Here is a 15,185-nt window from a genome sequence, read left to right on the forward strand (position 1 = left end):
TGACGCCGTCCACCATGCGCGAGCGATCCTGAAGCCACGCTGAAGCGTCCTGAAGATCCCTTCAGGAACGGTCTGCGACGCTTGAGGCATGCGCCCGCCCGTCTCCCACCACCGCCCTGCCGGAGGCGCTACGCGCCGCCCCTTTCGATTCTTGATCGTGGAGGACGAGAAACGCCTCGCCACCGCCCTGGCCCGCGGCCTGGGCGCCGAGGGCTTCGCCGTGGATGCGGCCCATGACGGCGTCACCGGTCTGCACTTGGCGCAGGAGCAGGATTACGACGTGGTTGTCCTGGACATCATGCTGCCCGGCCCTAACGGCTACCGCGTGTGCGCGCAGCTGCGGGCCGCCGGCCATGACACGCCGATCCTGATGCTCACCGCCAAGGACGGCGAGTACGACGAGGCCGAGGGCCTCGACACCGGCGCGGACGACTATCTGACCAAGCCATTCTCCTATGTGGTCCTGCAATCCCGCATCAGGGCGCTCCTTCGCCGCCGCACCCGCGCCGGATCACAGGTCCTGCGGATCGGCGACCTGACCGTCGGCCCGGCGGCCAAACGCGTGGAGCGGGGGGGGCACGGACATCACGCTGACCGCGAAGGAGTTCGCGGTCCTGGAACACCTGGCCCTGCACGCCGGACAGGTGGTGTCGAAGGGCAACATGCTCGATCACGTGTGGGACTTCGCCTACGACGGCGACCCGAACATCGTCGAGGTCTACGTCAGCGCCCTGCGCCGCAAGATCGACGTGCCCTTCGGGCGGCGGTCGATCACCACCGTGCGCTGAGCCGGGTACCGGCTGGAGGCCGGCGGAGGCCACGATGCCTCCCTTCACCTCCAGCGCGGTATCGGCGGTAGTGATCGTGGGGGTGATGCGGTCGGTCGGCGCGCGCCGGGCCGCCTCCTCCGGCACAACAGTCCCCAGGTCGACCAGGGCGTCGGCGGCGCTCTCGCCGGCGTCGAGGCGGGTGAGCCGCAGCAGGTCGGCGGCCAGGTGGTTGAGGCGTACGACGTCGTGCAGCAGGTCGGGGACGTCCAGCAGCTCGGGATGCTGCTCGGCGACCTCCAGCTGGGTGCGCAGGGAGGCGATGGGGCTGCGCAGTTCGTGGGAGGCGTCGGCGAACGAAGCGGTGCTGACGCTCCACCGACGACTCGCTGGCGAGTCTGGGCAACCGCCCTGGCGCTGGGCAGTGCGAGCGCCGATGCGAGAGGCAGGGCCGTCTATGGTCCATATGATGCGGAGTGCGCCCTGCCCACCGGCGACTTCGCTGGCTCCCCGGAGGACGCCCTGGACTGGGCTTGCAGCCTCCACCTCGACCCAGACCTATCTCAGGCCCTGCATGCGGTGGGGTCGCACGTCAAACCCCGAAGGACTTCCGGAGCCGACCACTAAGGTTGCTGCCATGTCGGGGGCGGATCGGAGCGCGGCTCCGCAGGTGTCGGGCGACGTTTCGGATGTCGTCGTGGTGGGGGGCTGCGCCCAGTCCTACCGGGGCAACGTCCATGAAGAGCTCAAGGTCGTCCTTGTGCTCGACTCCGGTTTCACCGTGCGGCGGCGCGGCACGACGTTCCGGGCCGCCCCGGGGCAGTTGGTCGCGCTGCATGCCGATGACGCGCACTCCGGGGGGCCGGACGATGACGATCCCGCGCGGTGGCTCATCATGTGTGTGGCGCCGTCGTTGATCGCCGAGGTCGCCGCGCCCGGCGCGGTGCGGTTCGGCGATCCGGTGATCCGGGAGGACGGGGGTCTCGCCGACCGTTTCCGGGACGTGCACGGGGCCCTGTACGAGCCGGCCGGGCGGACCGGTTCGGCGCTGACTCGGGAGACGGGGGTTCTGGACTTCGTCGCGGCACTGGCCCGGCACGCGCCCCACGCGGCGGGCGAAGTCAGGGGGACGGGGGCGGCGCGGCGTGCCCCCGAGGTCGTACGCGAGTATCTGCGGGCGCACCTCAGCCGCAATGTGACGCTCGACGAACTGAGCGTGGTGGCGGGCGTGAGCAAGTACCGGCTCGTGCGCGTCTGCACGGCGTGGTTCGGACTGCCTCCGCACAAGCTGCATCTACGGCTCCGGCTCGACCGGGCACGGGAGTTGCTGCGGCGGGGGAGCGCGATCGCCGAGGCCGCGTACGCGACGGGTTTCCATGACCAGGCGCACCTGACGCGGGTGTTCGCCTCGGCGTACGGCGTCACCCCGGCCGTGTACCAGGCGACGTTCCGTGGCGCGGCGTGGACGGGCCGGCCCCGCGTCGACGCGGGCGGGGCAAGAACGTGCAATACGGCGGGTGACCGCCGCTCGTAGTTTTCCTCCTGGGCCGAGGACCTGCCTCGGCACAACCGAAGGGAACGCACGTGCCGATCGAGAAGATCGAATTCGACAGCGACGGTTACCGGCTGGTGGGTGACCTGCATCTGCCTGTGCCGGGCACCGAACCGCGTGGCGCGGTCATGCTGACGGGCCCGTTTTCCGGGGTAAAGGACCAGGTGGTCGGGTATTACGCGGCGCGGTTCGCCGAGCGCGGATATCTGGCCCTGGCCTTCGACCACCGCAACTGGGGCGACAGCGAGGGCACACCGCGCCAGCACGAGGATGCCACCGCCAAGGTCGCGGACCTGCGCAGTGCCGTGGGTTTTCTGGCCGGTCGGCCCGAGGTCGATGGGGAGAAGATCGCGGTGTGCGGGGTGTGCCTGGGCGGTATCTACTCCGTGCAGCTCGCCGCGTTCGACCCCCGTGTCAAGGCGGTGGCGCTGATCGCGGCGGCGTACAACAACCCCACGCTGATTCGCGAGCGGTTCGGGGCGGACAACTTCACTGCTCTGATGGGGCAGTTCGCGCAGATCGCGCAGCAGCAGGTGGACACCGGCGAGGTAGCGTACTGGCCCGCGGTCAACCCGGAGGGCATGCCCGCCGGCAATCCCGGCCCGGAGCCGTTCGCCTACTACGGCACCGAGCGTGGTGCCCGCCCCGGCTGGGAGAACCGCTGCACCGCGCTGTCGGTGCTGCAGGAGCTGACGCTCGACGTGGACGCGTACCTGCCGCTGGTCACCGCGCCCCTGCTGATCGTGCACGGCCGCGGTGACCAGGCCGTCCCGGCGGCCGACGCGGAGGCGGCCTTCGTCAAGGTGTCCGGACCGAAGGAGCTTCTCGTGCTGGACACGAGCAATCACATCGACCTGTACGACGACGACACCTATGTGCTACCGGCCGTTGACCGCGCCGTTTCCTTCTTCGACGGGAGCCTGTGATGCGTTACCGGCTGCTGGGCCGGACCGGGCTTCGGGTCTCCGAAGCGTTCCTGGGCACGATGACGTTCGGTGAGGACTGGGGGTGGGGTGCCGGCAAGGAGGAGTGCCGGGCGATGTTCACCGCGTACGCGGAGGCCGGCGGGAACGTCATCGACACGGCCAACCGGTACACGGAGGGCAGCAGTGAGCGCATCGTCGGTGAACTGCTGGGGTCCGACCGCGACCGCTTCGTGCTGTCCACGAAGTACACGCTGACCATGGACGGGAGTGACCCCAACGCAAGCGGCAACCACCGTAAGAACCTTGCCCGTTCGGTGGAGGGAAGCCTGAAGCGCCTGGGCACGGACTACATCGATCTGCTGTTCGTGCACATCTGGGACCCCAACACGCCGGTCGAGGAGACGATGCGGGCCCTCGACGACCTCGTCCGCGCGGGCAAGGTGCTGTACATCGGTATCTCGGACGCCCCCGCGTGGTTGATCTCCCGCGCCCAGACCATGGCCGAGCTGCGTGGATGGACACCGTTCGCCGGTCTGCAGCTTCCCTACAGCCTGGTCAAGCGCGACATCGAGCGTGAACTGCTGCCCATGGCGGCGAACCTGGATCTGTCGGTGGCCGCGTGGTCGCCGCTGGCCGCCGGAGTCCTGTCCGGCAAGTTCACCCGGCCCGGCAGCGACGGTCCGTCGCGGGTCGACCGCGCCGCCGTCTCCGAACGCGACCTGACGATCGCACGGGCCGTGGACGCGGTCGCCGACGAGCTCGGGGTGTCCTCCTCGCAGGTCGCCCTCGCGTGGACCAGGGCGCACCGGCCGTGGATCCACCCGATCCTCGGCGCCCGCACCCCGGTCCAACTGGCCGACAACCTCGCTGCGATCGACCTGGAGCTGCCGGACGACGCCCTCGCCCGGCTCGACAAGGTGAGCGCGATCGAGCTCGGTTTCCCGATGGACTTCATCCTCGACACGACCAGCGACTTCGTGTACGGGCCCAGCGGGAAGCGGACCGACGGCCGCCGCGGACAGTACTGACACAGTGCGGTTTCCCCGGTCACGGCCGGGGGGCCACGTGCGTGAGCTTGTCGGGGTTGAGGACGGCGAAGATGCCGTGGATCAGGCCGTCCTCGCGTACGTCGAACGCGACGAGCTGGCGGCTGCCGTCGACCTGGGTCCACACCGCCGGCGAGCCGTCGCCCACCTCGACCAGCCGTGTCTCACCCAGGCCGTAGCGGGTGAGAAGGCCGGCCAGGAACGCCAGGACGTTCGCGCGCCCCTCGACCGGCCGCAGTGCGGCGCGGACTTTGCCGCCCCCGTCGTTCCAGACCACCACGTCCTCGCTCAACAGGTCGGTCAGGGCGGCCAGATCGCCGTGCTGCGCCGCATCGAGGAAGCGCCGCAACAGTTCACCGTGCGCGTCCGCGTCGAGGTGGAACCTTTCGCGGTCGGTGGCGAGGTGGCGGGCCGCGCGGCTGTGCAGCTGGCGGCAGTTCGCCAAGGTCACGCCGACGATTGAAGCGATCTCGTCGTACGGCAGGTCGAACGCCTCCCGCAGCACGAACACCGCGCGCTCCGGGGGGGTCAGACGCTCCATAAGATGGAGTGTCGCGTACGCGAGCGAGTCCCGCAGCTCGGCGGTCTGTGCCGGACCGAACGCGTCGGAGGCGACCGGTTCGGGCAGCCACGGTCCGGTGTACGCCTCGCGTGTCACGCGTGCCGAGCGCAACTGGTCCAGGGCCAGGCGTGAGACGACGGTGATCAGGAAGGCGCGCGGGACACGGATCTCGGCGCGGTCCGCCGCGGCCCAGCGCAGATACGCCTCCTGCACCACGTCCTCGGCATCCCACATGCTGCCCGTCAGCCGGTACGCGAGGCCGAGCAGCATCGGCCGGTACTCCTCGAAGACCGTGTCCGGGGCCTCTGCGGCCGTGGGGGGCGTGGTGGTCATTGGCGGACCCTTCGTCGGACTTCCCTGCGGTGGACGTGACGCGGAACGCTCAACCGCATCATGCCGCCTGGGCGGCGGCCGTATCCGTCACCGGCAGGCCCTCGCGCCAAGAGGCGTACCGCGGACGCCAGTTGAGCGCAAGACGGGCCCTGGCATTGGCGGCACCACGCAGCTGGTTCATGAATGCGACACCCCAGCCCCCGACCGCGAGCCGGGCCAGAGCGGCCGGAGCGCGCTTGGGCGCGGGCGCGCCGAGCCCGGCGGCGAACTCCGGCAGCCACACGTGCAGCGGTGCCGGATCGTCGTCGACGACGTTGAGGACGCCGCCGGCATCGCGGTCGAGTGCGGCGACGATCGCGGTGGCCGCGTCGTCGGCGTGCGTGAAGGAGAACACCGAGTTCCCGCCGCCGACCAGCGGAACCTTGCCCGCCCGGACCTGGGCGGTGAAGGCGCCGTCGACGGCGTAAGCGGAACCGGGGCCGTACAGGTGCCCGAACCGCAGGACCGTGCCGCCCGCCGCGGCTGTCTGCTCCTCCAGCGAGTCCAGAGCGGCGAGCACCGGCGTGAACTGGCGAGGGGTCGCGTTGTGCCACAGCGGGTCGTCTTCGTTGGCGAGTCCGGCGCCCGGCTGATAGCCGTACGCTAGTCCCTGGGCGACGATCCGCCCCGCGCCCGTCGCCCGGGCGGCCGCCATCAGGTTGCGGGTGCCTTCGGTACGCAGCCGGTTGGTGAGGGCGAAGTCCCTGGCCAGGCGGCGCGGGTCGACATCAGTGGGGATGGCGGTGAGCAGGTTGACGACCGCGTCGGGCGCGGCCTGCCGTACGGCGGCGTGCAGTTGGTCGTGGTCAAGTGCGTCGGCGACGACGACGCCCGCGCCGACGGCTTCGAGCACGGCGGTGCGCCGGGAGGCGCGGGCCAGGGCGACCACGTCGTGGCCGACGGCGATGAGCAGGGGGACGAGACGGCTGCCGATGACACCGCTCGCTCCGGCAACGAGAACACGCATGATGGCGGACTCCTGAGGTGGTGGTCCTGCGGTCCGGCGTGGTGCCGGGCCGCGCGCTGACGGACTCAGGACGGGCGAGCCCACGACCCTGTGACAGCCGGTCCGGGTGATCCGGGTCACAGTGCAGCGTGGTGGTGCCCTGCCCGACGGACCGGGTCCGCGCCGCGTGGCACAGCCATGGCAGGGAGTCGTGGGCGGGATGCGGACCCCCAGGCCCGCATCGCGACCTCCAGCGAGGGAGCGGCGGTTCCTCGTGGGGATGTTGTGACGGGCGGGAGGATTGACGAGTGCTGTCCCGGGTCTGGGGTCTGACTCATGACATCTGTGACCGAAGTGTCCAGGTCTGGCAGTGTTGGCTCTTGGCCGGGGATGGTGCGCTGTCGGTGCCGGCCGGCGGGGTGTGTCCCGATAGGGGCCTGCCGATTGTTGTGGCGTCGTCACGATTCTGACCGCCAGGCGAGGCCCGGTACCGGCAACGCGATGAGTCAACGGACCGGAAAGGGGAGCGGGCATGTCCAGTTCGACCATGTCCAGTACGTCACTTGCTCCGCAGGCCCGTCGTAGTCGCCCGGCGGGGGACGTGGTTTTGGGAGTGGATACGCACCGGGATGCGCATGTGAGTGCGGTGCTCTCCATGACGGGTACGGTGCTTGCCACCGGCTGCTCCACCGCAGGCTAGTGCGTGACTACGAGCACCAGCTCGCCTCGGCCGAGTCCCGGGTGTACTGGGCGATAAGCGACCGGATGTCGAAGATGCTGACCGGCACTTCCACGCCCGCCTGGCGCGGGAGCATGGGTCATGTCCCGCGGGGTGGTGTAGTCACGGCAGCTGTTTCGGTTCCGGTTGTGGGGTGATCTGTGGTTCGGGTTCGGTTGGTTGGGTGGTGAAGAGCTCGGCCATGGGGGCTTCGGACAGGTAGCGGCGGTCGAAGACCTGCCATTCGTCGTGGAGTTCGGCCAGGACCGCGGCGGCGAGACGGTCCAGAGCGGCGGGGAGCTGACGTTGGGGGCGGTGCTGGCGCGGCTGGAGGAGCGGGAGCGGGAGATCGCCGCGCAGGCCGAAGGGGCCCGGGAGAGGATCGCGGAGCTGACCGCACTCCTGGACGGGTTCGACGCCGCCGCCGAGGAGATCCGGATCACTCGCAAGACGCCGCTGAAGCTGCCCGATCCGCCACTGGCCGTGCCGCCGGCCGCGAGGCTGCCGGACCATCCGGCCTACCAGCAGGTCATGGCGGTGTTCGCCGCGGCCGATGCCCCGCTGCGGGCGCGGGCGGTGTGTGAGGCGATGGACTTGGAGATCGCTCCCAGCAACATCAACAACGTCCGTCTGAAACTTAAGCGGCTCGCCGAGCGGGGGATCCTGGCCGAGACCGAGCAGGGGCTGTTCACCCTGCCGCGGCCGTAGCCCCCTCCGGCGGGCCGCAACCAGCCTGCTCAGCCCAACCGAAAGGCCAAACCGGGCATCACCTCAGGTGCTGCCCTCTGGGGGCGCTCGGTCGCGCCGATGAGCGGACACGTTGTTCTGCCAGCCCGCCGAGAAAACCCGTTGCGAGTGACCCGCATCAGATGTCTGATTGATCGGCCACCGATCAGGGGAGGGAACATGAGGACGTCGCTGCCCACCCCCTCGTTGCACACCGCTCGCCTTCGACTGCGTGCCTTCGAAGACGCGGATGCGAACGACCTCTTCGCACTGCACAGCAGCGCCTACGTGCTGCGCTACTGGGACGCGCCACCGTGGAGCGAACGCGTGCGCGCCGAGAAGTTCATCACGGCTTGCCGGCAGATGGCACAGGAGGGCACCGGGGCGCGGCTGGCCGTAGATCGTGTCTCCGACGGGGTGTTCATCGGCTGGTGCAGCCTGAACAGGTGGAATCCGGACTACCGCAGCGCGTCGCTTGGCTACTGCTTCGACGATGCAGCGTGGGGCCACGGCTACGCGACCGAGGCCGCGCGCGCTCTGCTGCGGTGGGCATTCGACACGCTGGACCTGAATCGCGTCCAAGCTGAGACCGATACGCGCAACGTGGCCTCTGCCCGCGTGCTGGAGAAGCTCGGCTTCGTGCGTGAAGGGACGTTGCGGGAAGACTGCGTCGTCAACGGCGAGGTCTCTGACTCGTGGGTCTACGGGCTGATCAGGCGGGAGTGGCAGCCGTCGTCCGAGCCGGTTCCCGCCCGCTGAGTTCCGTCGCTCGGCACCCGGTAGCGGCTGACCTCAAGCAGCTGATCACTGCGCCTCATCCACACGCAACGGCGCCGCTGTGCGCGGGCAGGCGCCCCGGCGACCTCACCGAGGAGGAGGTACTCGCGGCGGACGTCGCCGGCGCCCTGCTCGATGGAGGTCCGTTGCCGGGACCGCTGTACACCGCCGTCGTCGAGAAGCTCGGGCAGGAAGCCTTCGACACGATGGTGTTCGTGACCATCCACTATCTGGCGATCAGCGCCATCCTCAACGTCTACGACGTTCCGGCCGGAGATCCGGTCGTGCCGGTCACCCACGCCGCCTGAAGTGCAGCGGTCTGGAGATGACGGGACGTGAAGTGATCAACGAGAAGAAGGAGTTTGCCATGTTCGACGACGCTGACGACTTCGGGACCTTCGGCCGATACGTAGAGGTCCCGGTCGACGAGATGCCCCGGAGATGCGCAGCGCCTACGAGTGCACCCTGAAACTGCGCGGTCTGGTGTCGGGTCCGCACAAGATCTGGCTGGCCAACCCGACCCTGCTCAAGGCGATCGTGCCAACCGGAGCGTACTTCCAGAAGGACTCGTCGCTGTCGAAGGCGGAGATCGAGATCGTCACGAACGTCATCACCGGTCGCTGGCTCGCGGCCTATGCCAGCTACGAGCACGAGAAGATCGGTGTGGCGCTGGGCGGCCTTGAGCCGTGCAAGGTCGAAGCCCTGATCGCCGGCCTGCCGACCTCCTTCGACGAGCCTCGGCAGCAACTCGTCTACGAACTCGCGTCAACGCTCGTCCAGCCTCGCGTGGTTCCGGTAGGCCTGTTCAGGCGAGCCCAGGAGACCATCGGCGACAAGGGCATCGTCGACCTGACCGTGCTGATGGGCTGGTTCACCGGCGTGTCGCTGACCCTGGCAGCCTTCGACGTTCCGTCGAACGCGGTCGGCCTGAAGCAGTAGGCCGCAGCGGGGCTTTTCCATGGTTCCGACCGTCGCCGAATTGCTGGAACTGGATGCCGTCCGGCTGGGCAGTCCGGTCGGGCGAGACGATCACAGCGTCCAGGAACGTCTTGCCGAAGCGTTCGAGGCCCGCCCTCAGGAAGAACTCGCACGCGTCTTCGACCTGCAACTCCGCAACCGGTGGAAGTTGCGGACAAGCAGCGCAGCCGAACGCATCACCCGCCTGCGTCGACTCCGCGACAGCATCGAAGCACACGCGGACGAGGTCAACGCGATGCTCCACGCGGATCTGGGCCGACCGCCGCAGTCACCTGTTTCGCTTGAGGTCTCCGTCGCCACAGGTCATCCGGCACCATCCGCGCAGGACCGTTCCCCTTCCCCATGACTCGTTCAACGAGCCAGCCAGGAAGGGGATATGGCTACGACCAGGCTTTGTATGAGGTGCTCCAACTCCCGCAGCTGACGGCGTGGAAAATCGGGTGCGGTCGGCTGAGCTGGGGTGATACGTAAGCGATGTGACAGAGAGTCTTGAGTATTCCGCCCTGCTGCAACTGATCGACGAGCGGTCGGCCGCGTTCCGGAGTGCGGTTGCCGCCGCGCCCAGCCTTGACGCGCCGGTGCCGTCATGCCCCGAGTGGACGTTGTTCGATCTGGTGCAGCACCTGGGTACGGGCCAGCGCTGGTGGGCCGCGATCGTCGCCGCGGGCCCGGCCGAGGCTCCGCCGGCCAAGGATGCCGCGGAGGTGCCGCGCGAGCTCGAGGCGCTGCTGGCCTGGTACGCCGAGTCGAACGAGCTGCTGCTGAGTGCGCTGCGCGAGGCCGGCTCGGAGCGCGAGTGCTGGGTGTGGTGGGGCGCCGGCGTGTCGCCGGCGAATTCCTGGGGCGTTGCCCGGCGCCGGGTGCACGAGGTGCTGGTGCACACCTACGACGCCCAGCTCGCCGCAGGCGCCGTGCAGCCGATGCCGGCGGACGTCGCGATCGACGGCGTGGCCGAGTTTCTCGACACCTGCAACTCCACCCCGGCGGCCTGGCCGCACGAGGCCGCCACCATTCACTACCACGCCACCGAGGGCCGCTCCTGGCTCCTCGCGCTGGACGGCACCGGCGCCTGGCCCGCACCCCTCACGGACGACGCCGCGCCCGCCTCCGCTTCGGCCACCGGCACGGCCGAGCAACTGCTCCTCTTCGTCTGGGGCCGCCTCACGCTCAGCGACCTGAAGATCGAGGGCGACCAGCAGGTGTTCGAGCAGCTGATCGCCTGGGAGCCGGAGGAGTAGCCAGTCAATACCGCCAGCGGACGGCTTCGATGAGGTCCGCGTCGGTGAACATCGCGAACAGCTTCGCCTCCGCGCGGCGGACGGCCAGTACGGCCTCGTACAGCTCGGGCCCGAGCGCCTCCCGCAGCACTGCCGACTCAGCCATGAAGGGGATATGGCTACGACCGGGTTTTCTGTTAGGTGCTCTTAGTGGTCGGCTCCGGAAGTCCTTCGGGGGTTGACTTCGGAGCCGGTGTCGTGACTGGCGTCCACTCAGCTGAGCTCAGGGCCGTTGCCGGAACGGAGCGAGTGTGGCGCGCACGAGATCGGCGGCGCCCCAGTCGGGGTCGAACTGGGCGATCACGGCGAGGTGCTGGCGTAGCTGGAGGATCGGCATGCGTTCGCGCCAGTCGCGGTCGAGCCCGGTCAGCTCGGCGTACAGCTTGAAGAACACGTGTGCCTCGGGCGGCGGAGCCGTCGTCCACAGGTGGGCCAGGTCGACCTCGGCCCACGTGTACGACACGGCCGGGTCGATCAGCGCGGGCCACCCGTCGGGGGTGGCCATGACGTTCTGCGCCCACAGGTCGCCGTGCGTCAGGCACGCGGGCCTGACCGGCAGCAGTTCGGGCAGCCGGTCGCACAGCCGCTCCAGCGCCGTCCGGTCCGCGGCGTCGAGCGCCTCCTGGACGCGACGCTCGCCGAGCCAGCGCAGCAGTCGGTGCTGGGCGAAGAACTCGAACCCGTCGTCATCCCAGGTGTTGACCTGCCGACGACGGCCCAGCCAGTTGTCACGGTGCCACCCGAATCGGGGGTATCGCGTGGTGGTGTGCAGGTGGGCGAGCGCATGCGCGAACTGCTCCCAGAAGGCCTCGGTGCCCGGCCGGGACTGCAGCACGGACAATACGAGCAAGTCGCGGTCCGCGAGGATGATCTCGGGCGTGGCAATGCCGCCCGCCTCGCGCAGCACGGTGAGCCCTTCGGCTTCCGCGGCGAAGGCGTCGTCCGACGGCGGCTCGCCGAACGCCTTGACGAACACCGGCGTGCCGTCACCGCGGCGTGCGAGCCCCGCGGTCGCGGCGAGGCCTCCAGTGGCCGGTTCGGCCGCGACGACGTCGGTCAGGCCGGCCGCATGCAGGCGTTCGAGCAGGAAGGACATCGCGTCTGTCACGGGTGTGCTCCTGTCGTCGTAGTCGAAATCAACGAGGGTGGATCCGGGCTCAGATGCCGGGGGCGGTGAGGTAGAGGCCGCGGGCACAGTCCAGGGCTTCTTCGGGGGTGCCGGCGAAGGTGCCGGTGGGCAGGATGCTGTCTTCGTACTTGTCGGTGCCGGCGAGGTAGAGGGCGAAGCCCCAGGTGCTGGCGGAGCCGCCGTAGCGCGGACGCATGAGTTTGATCGACTCGCCATGCGCCAGTTCGCCGTCGACGGAGGCGAACTGACCGCGGTAACGGACGTCCAGGCCAGTGAGCTTGGGCCAGGCGGTACGGGCTCGCGCGGTCAGCTTCTGGGCGAGGGAGGCCTTGGCCGCCTCCGGCACGGTGGGCATGGGGTCATCCTGCCCGGTCGCCCGTGTCAGTGGTACGGCAGGCTCCAGCCAGTAAGATCCACTTCTGCTGATCGGCCTGCCCGCCTTGCCCGTTGCTGCTGCCTGCCCGATATCGCTGACCGCCTCGCAGAGGCACCGGCTGAAGAAGATGGCCTACGGCCACAAGACTGCCCACCCGGGCCGGATGCGCGCGCACATCGTGCTCCACGCGGCACTGGGCCACTCCAACGCGCGCATCGCCCGCGAGACGGGCCTGCACGTGGACACCGTACGGACCTGGCGGGCCGGTTCGCCCAAGAGGGCATGGCCGGGCCGGCCGACTGTCGTCGCCCCGTTCGGCCACCCTCGTTCACCCCACTGCAGGCCGCCAAGGTCGAGGCACTGGCCTGCCAACTGCCCGCCGAGACCGGCGTCCCGCTCTCGCGCTGGTCGTGCCCGGAGCTGACCCGCGAGGCCGTGCAGCGGGACATCGCCCCGTCCGGGTCAGCTTCCACCGTGCGCCGCTGGCTGGCCCAGGACGCACTCAAGCCCTGGCAGCCCCGATCCTGGATCTTCATCACCGACCCCGATTTCGGACCCAGGGCGACCCGCGTGCTGGACCTCCGCGTGCTGGACCTCTACGCCCGCACCTGGCAAGGCCGGCCGCTCGGACCGGACGAGTACGTCATCAGCGCCGACGAGAAGACCTCCATCCAGGTCCGCTGCCGCTGCCACCCCGCCCTGGCCCCGGGGCAGGCCCGGGCAATGCGGGTCAACCACACATACGGCCGCGGCGGCGCCCTGGCCTACCTCGCCGCCTACGACGTCCACGACGCCCGGGTGTTCGATCGCACCGCGCCCAGGACCGGCATCGACCCGTTCATGAACCTGGTCGCCCAGGTCATGAGCACCGAACCCTGCGCGAGTGCCAAGCAGGTGCTCTGGAGCGTGGACAACGGCTCCGGCCACCGCGGGCAGAGGGCCGCCGACCGCCTGACCAGCGCGTTCCCCAACGCGGTCATGGTCCACACTCCGGTTCGGCACGACCTGCCGGCCAGCCTGCGGGGTCAGCTGGCGAACAGGGTGTCGAGCCAGTCGAACGTGCGCTGGTGGAACAGGGAGAGCGCGCCCTCGTGGCAGTGCTCGCCTGCGCCTTCGTCCTCACGGAAGACGATCAGCTCCTTCTGGCAGGTCAGCTCGCCGAGCAGACGCTGCGGCTGCCCCTTGAAGAACTGGTCGTTCTCGGCGTCGAGGACGAGTGTCGGGCAGGTGATGCGGTCGGCGATACCCGCCAGGGTGTATGCCTCGGTTGCCTTGACCATCTCGTCGAAGTCGGACACACCGAAGGTCCACCGGCCGTTGCGCACCACCCATCGCACCATGGTGTTCTGTGCCATCAGCGCCTCGATACCGCCGGGCGTCGAAGCGGCTCGGCCGGCGGTTGCGGCGGCGACTTCGTGGAAGTCGTCGACGCCGTCGTGCAGCACGCACGCGGCGATGCGGTGCTCGAAGGCGGCCGCCCGCGCGGCGAGGTAGCCGCCGAGGCTCGTGCCGACCAGCACGAGTCGCTCGGCGTCCACCTCGGGCACGGTGAGCGCGAAGTCGACGACGGGGGTGACCACGGCCTCCCAGTCCGGCCTGAAGTGCAGGCCCTGCTCGCGGACGGTGCTGCCCTGGCCGGGGCCGTCGAACGCGATGACGTTGTAGCCGCGCCGCAGCGCGCCCGCGGCCAGCGCGAAGTAGTTCTCCTCCAGCGTGGAGTCGTACCCGCCGTGGTAGAGCAGAGTCGGGCGCGGGGTGCCCGAATCGTCGGCGAGGAAGAGGTAGCCGGGCAGCGTGGTGTCCTCGTACGGGATGCGCAGGGCGCGGGCCGGAGTGTCGAGCAGGGCGGCCGCGTCGGCGAACGTCTGCTGGGAGGCCCTGGCGAGCCGCGCCGACTCGGTGTCGGCGGCGGGATCCTCGCGGCGGTAGAAGTCGGCGGTCCGGTAGTAGTTGGACGCGCGCAGCAGCGCCTCCCGGGCACTGACGCGGTGCCCGGCGGCCAGCGCGTCCCGGCCGATGCGCTCGATGCGCGCCGCCGTCGCGGCCCACTGGGCCGACCAGGCCTCCTCGTCCCCCTCCGGGATGCGCCGGCAGGTGACCAGGACCTCGCCGAGGTCGGCGCCGCCGTAGGCGGCATAGCCCGCAGCCCGCAGCGCCTCGAAGGAGAAGGACTCGTCGTCGTAGAGGAATTTCATCATCGGCTCCCTTCGATTAATGGAACGGAACGGTAGCGTTCCATTACCTCTTCAGGCTAACACACGGAACGAGACCGTTCCGTTCGTTATGATCGGATCATGGCAGCAGAGCAAAAGGAGACCAGGCCGGCGACCGGCGGGGCGGTCCTGCGGCAGCGGGTGACCGACGCGATCACCGAGGCAGCCTTCACCGAACTCGCCGAGGCCGGGTATGCGCGGTTGTCGATGGAGGCGGTGGCCCGGCGTGCCGGCGTGGGCAAGGCCGCGCTCTACCGGCGCTGGCCCTCGAAGCAGGCGATGATCAGTGAGTTGATCCACAACAAGGTCACCGACACACTCCCACACACGCCGGCCACCGGCGACTTGCACACCGACCTGCGCGAACTGCTCGCAACCTTCCGCAGCCAACTGGCCAATCCGCTCCTGGCCCGGATCGGGACGGAACTGCTCGCCGAGTCCAGCCGCGACAGCGCCCTCGCGGAGATGCTCTACACGGAAGTGGCCGCCCCGCGGCGTCTGGCAGCACGCGCGATACTGCAAGGCGCGATCGACCACGGCGAACTTCCACCCACGTTGGATCTGGAACTCGGCACCGACCTGCTCATCGCACCTCTCGTTTTCCGCATGCTGCTCATGCAGGAGCGCAGCGACGACGACTACCTGGAGACACTGACCACCGCCACCGAGGCTGCACTGAAGGCAGCCGTCCGCTAGTACTGCAACGGTGCTTGCCGTGACTGATGGCCAGGTCAGGGGATGTGTCCGCGTCGTTTGTAGTGGCTGATGCGGGCCTGGTGTTGGCGCCGTCGACGCCAGGTTGACCAGTGCAGGATGTGAT

Annotated in this window: 16 protein-coding genes and 5 pseudogenes; 13 read left to right on the forward strand and 8 right to left on the reverse strand. The window is 69.5% G+C overall.

Features of this window, described 5'->3' with window-relative positions; genetic code table 11:
• The first annotated feature begins 88 nt into the window (after window positions 1-88).
• Window positions 89-788: pseudogene (locus SRB17_RS41955) on the forward strand (response regulator transcription factor).
• 39 nt (window positions 789-827) lie between these two features.
• Here the strand turns inward: SRB17_RS41955 and SRB17_RS41960 are convergent.
• A pseudogene (locus SRB17_RS41960) lies at window positions 828-1,161 on the reverse strand (histidine kinase dimerization/phospho-acceptor domain-containing protein); the annotation flags it as partial.
• 243 nt (window positions 1,162-1,404) lie between these two features.
• On the opposite strand from SRB17_RS41960, the gene SRB17_RS41965 reads away from it, so the two are divergent.
• Genes SRB17_RS41965 through SRB17_RS41975 form a run of 3 tightly spaced genes read left to right on the forward strand, consistent with a single transcriptional unit; the run spans window position 1,405 to window position 4,273 of the window.
• Window positions 1,405-2,301 carry an AraC family transcriptional regulator gene (locus SRB17_RS41965; protein WP_194294320.1) on the forward strand — a complete coding sequence of 299 codons (897 nt, stop codon included), beginning with the start codon at window positions 1,405-1,407 and terminating at the stop codon, window positions 2,299-2,301.
• A 50-nt stretch (window positions 2,302-2,351) separates the two neighbouring features.
• Window positions 2,352-3,245, forward strand: coding sequence for an alpha/beta hydrolase (locus SRB17_RS41970; RefSeq protein ID WP_194294321.1), 894 nt, complete (start codon window positions 2,352-2,354; stop codon window positions 3,243-3,245).
• Window positions 3,245-4,273: an aldo/keto reductase gene (locus tag SRB17_RS41975; protein WP_153547007.1), complete on the forward strand. Its 1,029-nt coding sequence runs from the start codon at window positions 3,245-3,247 to the stop codon at window positions 4,271-4,273. The genes SRB17_RS41970 and SRB17_RS41975 overlap by 1 nt, the downstream gene beginning before the upstream one ends.
• A 19-nt stretch (window positions 4,274-4,292) precedes the next feature.
• Here the strand turns inward: SRB17_RS41975 and SRB17_RS41980 are convergent, their stop codons facing one another.
• The 3 genes and pseudogenes from SRB17_RS41980 to SRB17_RS47160 all read right to left on the reverse strand — a co-directional run.
• Window positions 4,293-5,186 (reverse strand): RNA polymerase sigma-70 factor, encoded by an 894-nt coding sequence (locus SRB17_RS41980; protein WP_153547009.1) that lies wholly within the window; start codon window positions 5,184-5,186, stop codon window positions 4,293-4,295.
• A gap of 58 nt (window positions 5,187-5,244) precedes the next feature.
• Window positions 5,245-6,192, reverse strand: a complete 948-nt coding sequence (locus tag SRB17_RS41985; RefSeq protein WP_153547011.1) for an NAD-dependent epimerase/dehydratase family protein — start codon at window positions 6,190-6,192, stop codon at window positions 5,245-5,247.
• Window positions 6,193-7,012: 820 nt separating this feature from the next.
• Window positions 7,013-7,186 (reverse strand): annotated as a pseudogene (locus SRB17_RS47160) (IS256 family transposase); the annotation flags it as partial.
• 18 nt (window positions 7,187-7,204) lie between these two features.
• Here SRB17_RS47160 and SRB17_RS41990 point away from each other — a divergent pair.
• From SRB17_RS41990 to SRB17_RS42015, 6 genes are all read left to right on the forward strand, one after another.
• Window positions 7,205-7,597: a hypothetical protein gene (locus SRB17_RS41990; RefSeq protein WP_323377507.1), complete on the forward strand. Its 393-nt coding sequence runs from the start codon at window positions 7,205-7,207 to the stop codon at window positions 7,595-7,597.
• 198 nt (window positions 7,598-7,795) lie between these two features.
• On the forward strand, window positions 7,796-8,374 hold the full coding sequence (locus SRB17_RS41995; protein WP_153547013.1) for a GNAT family N-acetyltransferase: 579 nt from the start codon (window positions 7,796-7,798) through the stop codon (window positions 8,372-8,374).
• 164 nt (window positions 8,375-8,538) lie between these two features.
• Window positions 8,539-8,700 (forward strand): hypothetical protein, encoded by a 162-nt coding sequence (locus SRB17_RS42000; RefSeq protein WP_153547015.1) that lies wholly within the window; start codon window positions 8,539-8,541, stop codon window positions 8,698-8,700.
• A 133-nt stretch (window positions 8,701-8,833) separates the two neighbouring features.
• Window positions 8,834-9,331, forward strand: a complete 498-nt coding sequence (locus tag SRB17_RS42005) for a carboxymuconolactone decarboxylase family protein (RefSeq protein ID WP_228396611.1) — start codon at window positions 8,834-8,836, stop codon at window positions 9,329-9,331.
• A 19-nt stretch (window positions 9,332-9,350) separates the two neighbouring features.
• Complete coding sequence (locus SRB17_RS42010) at window positions 9,351-9,716, forward strand: hypothetical protein (protein ID WP_153547017.1); 366 nt, start codon at window positions 9,351-9,353, stop codon at window positions 9,714-9,716.
• A 130-nt stretch (window positions 9,717-9,846) separates the two neighbouring features.
• Complete coding sequence (locus SRB17_RS42015) at window positions 9,847-10,608, forward strand: maleylpyruvate isomerase family mycothiol-dependent enzyme (RefSeq protein WP_323377505.1); 762 nt, start codon at window positions 9,847-9,849, stop codon at window positions 10,606-10,608.
• A 4-nt stretch (window positions 10,609-10,612) separates the two neighbouring features.
• Here the strand turns inward: SRB17_RS42015 and SRB17_RS42020 are convergent, their stop codons facing one another.
• The 3 genes from SRB17_RS42020 to SRB17_RS42030 form a co-directional block, all read right to left on the reverse strand.
• A complete protein-coding gene (locus SRB17_RS42020) occupies window positions 10,613-10,753 on the reverse strand; it encodes a hypothetical protein (protein WP_194294322.1) in 141 nt (46 codons plus the stop codon).
• A gap of 117 nt (window positions 10,754-10,870) precedes the next feature.
• Complete coding sequence (locus tag SRB17_RS42025) at window positions 10,871-11,755, reverse strand: fructosamine kinase family protein (protein WP_323377506.1); 885 nt, start codon at window positions 11,753-11,755, stop codon at window positions 10,871-10,873.
• Between the two features lie 49 nt (window positions 11,756-11,804).
• On the reverse strand, window positions 11,805-12,131 hold the full coding sequence (locus SRB17_RS42030; protein WP_153547019.1) for a hypothetical protein: 327 nt from the start codon (window positions 12,129-12,131) through the stop codon (window positions 11,805-11,807).
• Window positions 12,132-12,315: 184 nt separating this feature from the next.
• Here SRB17_RS42030 and SRB17_RS47165 point away from each other — a divergent pair.
• Both SRB17_RS47165 and SRB17_RS47805 read left to right on the forward strand, forming a co-directional pair.
• Window positions 12,316-12,369: pseudogene (locus SRB17_RS47165) on the forward strand (hypothetical protein); the annotation flags it as partial.
• Window positions 12,370-12,434: 65 nt separating this feature from the next.
• Window positions 12,435-12,581: pseudogene (locus SRB17_RS47805) on the forward strand (IS630 family transposase); the annotation flags it as partial.
• A 596-nt stretch (window positions 12,582-13,177) separates the two neighbouring features.
• Here SRB17_RS47805 and SRB17_RS42040 read toward each other — a convergent pair.
• On the reverse strand, window positions 13,178-14,350 hold the full coding sequence (locus SRB17_RS42040; protein ID WP_228396612.1) for an alpha/beta hydrolase family protein: 1,173 nt from the start codon (window positions 14,348-14,350) through the stop codon (window positions 13,178-13,180).
• Window positions 14,351-14,446: 96 nt separating this feature from the next.
• Between SRB17_RS42040 and SRB17_RS42045 the strand changes: the two genes are divergently transcribed.
• Window positions 14,447-15,061, forward strand: coding sequence for a TetR/AcrR family transcriptional regulator (locus SRB17_RS42045; RefSeq protein ID WP_153547021.1), 615 nt, complete (start codon window positions 14,447-14,449; stop codon window positions 15,059-15,061).
• The last annotated feature ends 124 nt before the right edge of the window (window positions 15,062-15,185 follow it).

The sequence above is a fragment of the Streptomyces sp. RB17 genome (assembly GCF_009604455.1).
In the GTDB taxonomy this organism is placed as follows: domain Bacteria; phylum Actinomycetota; class Actinomycetes; order Streptomycetales; family Streptomycetaceae; genus Streptomyces.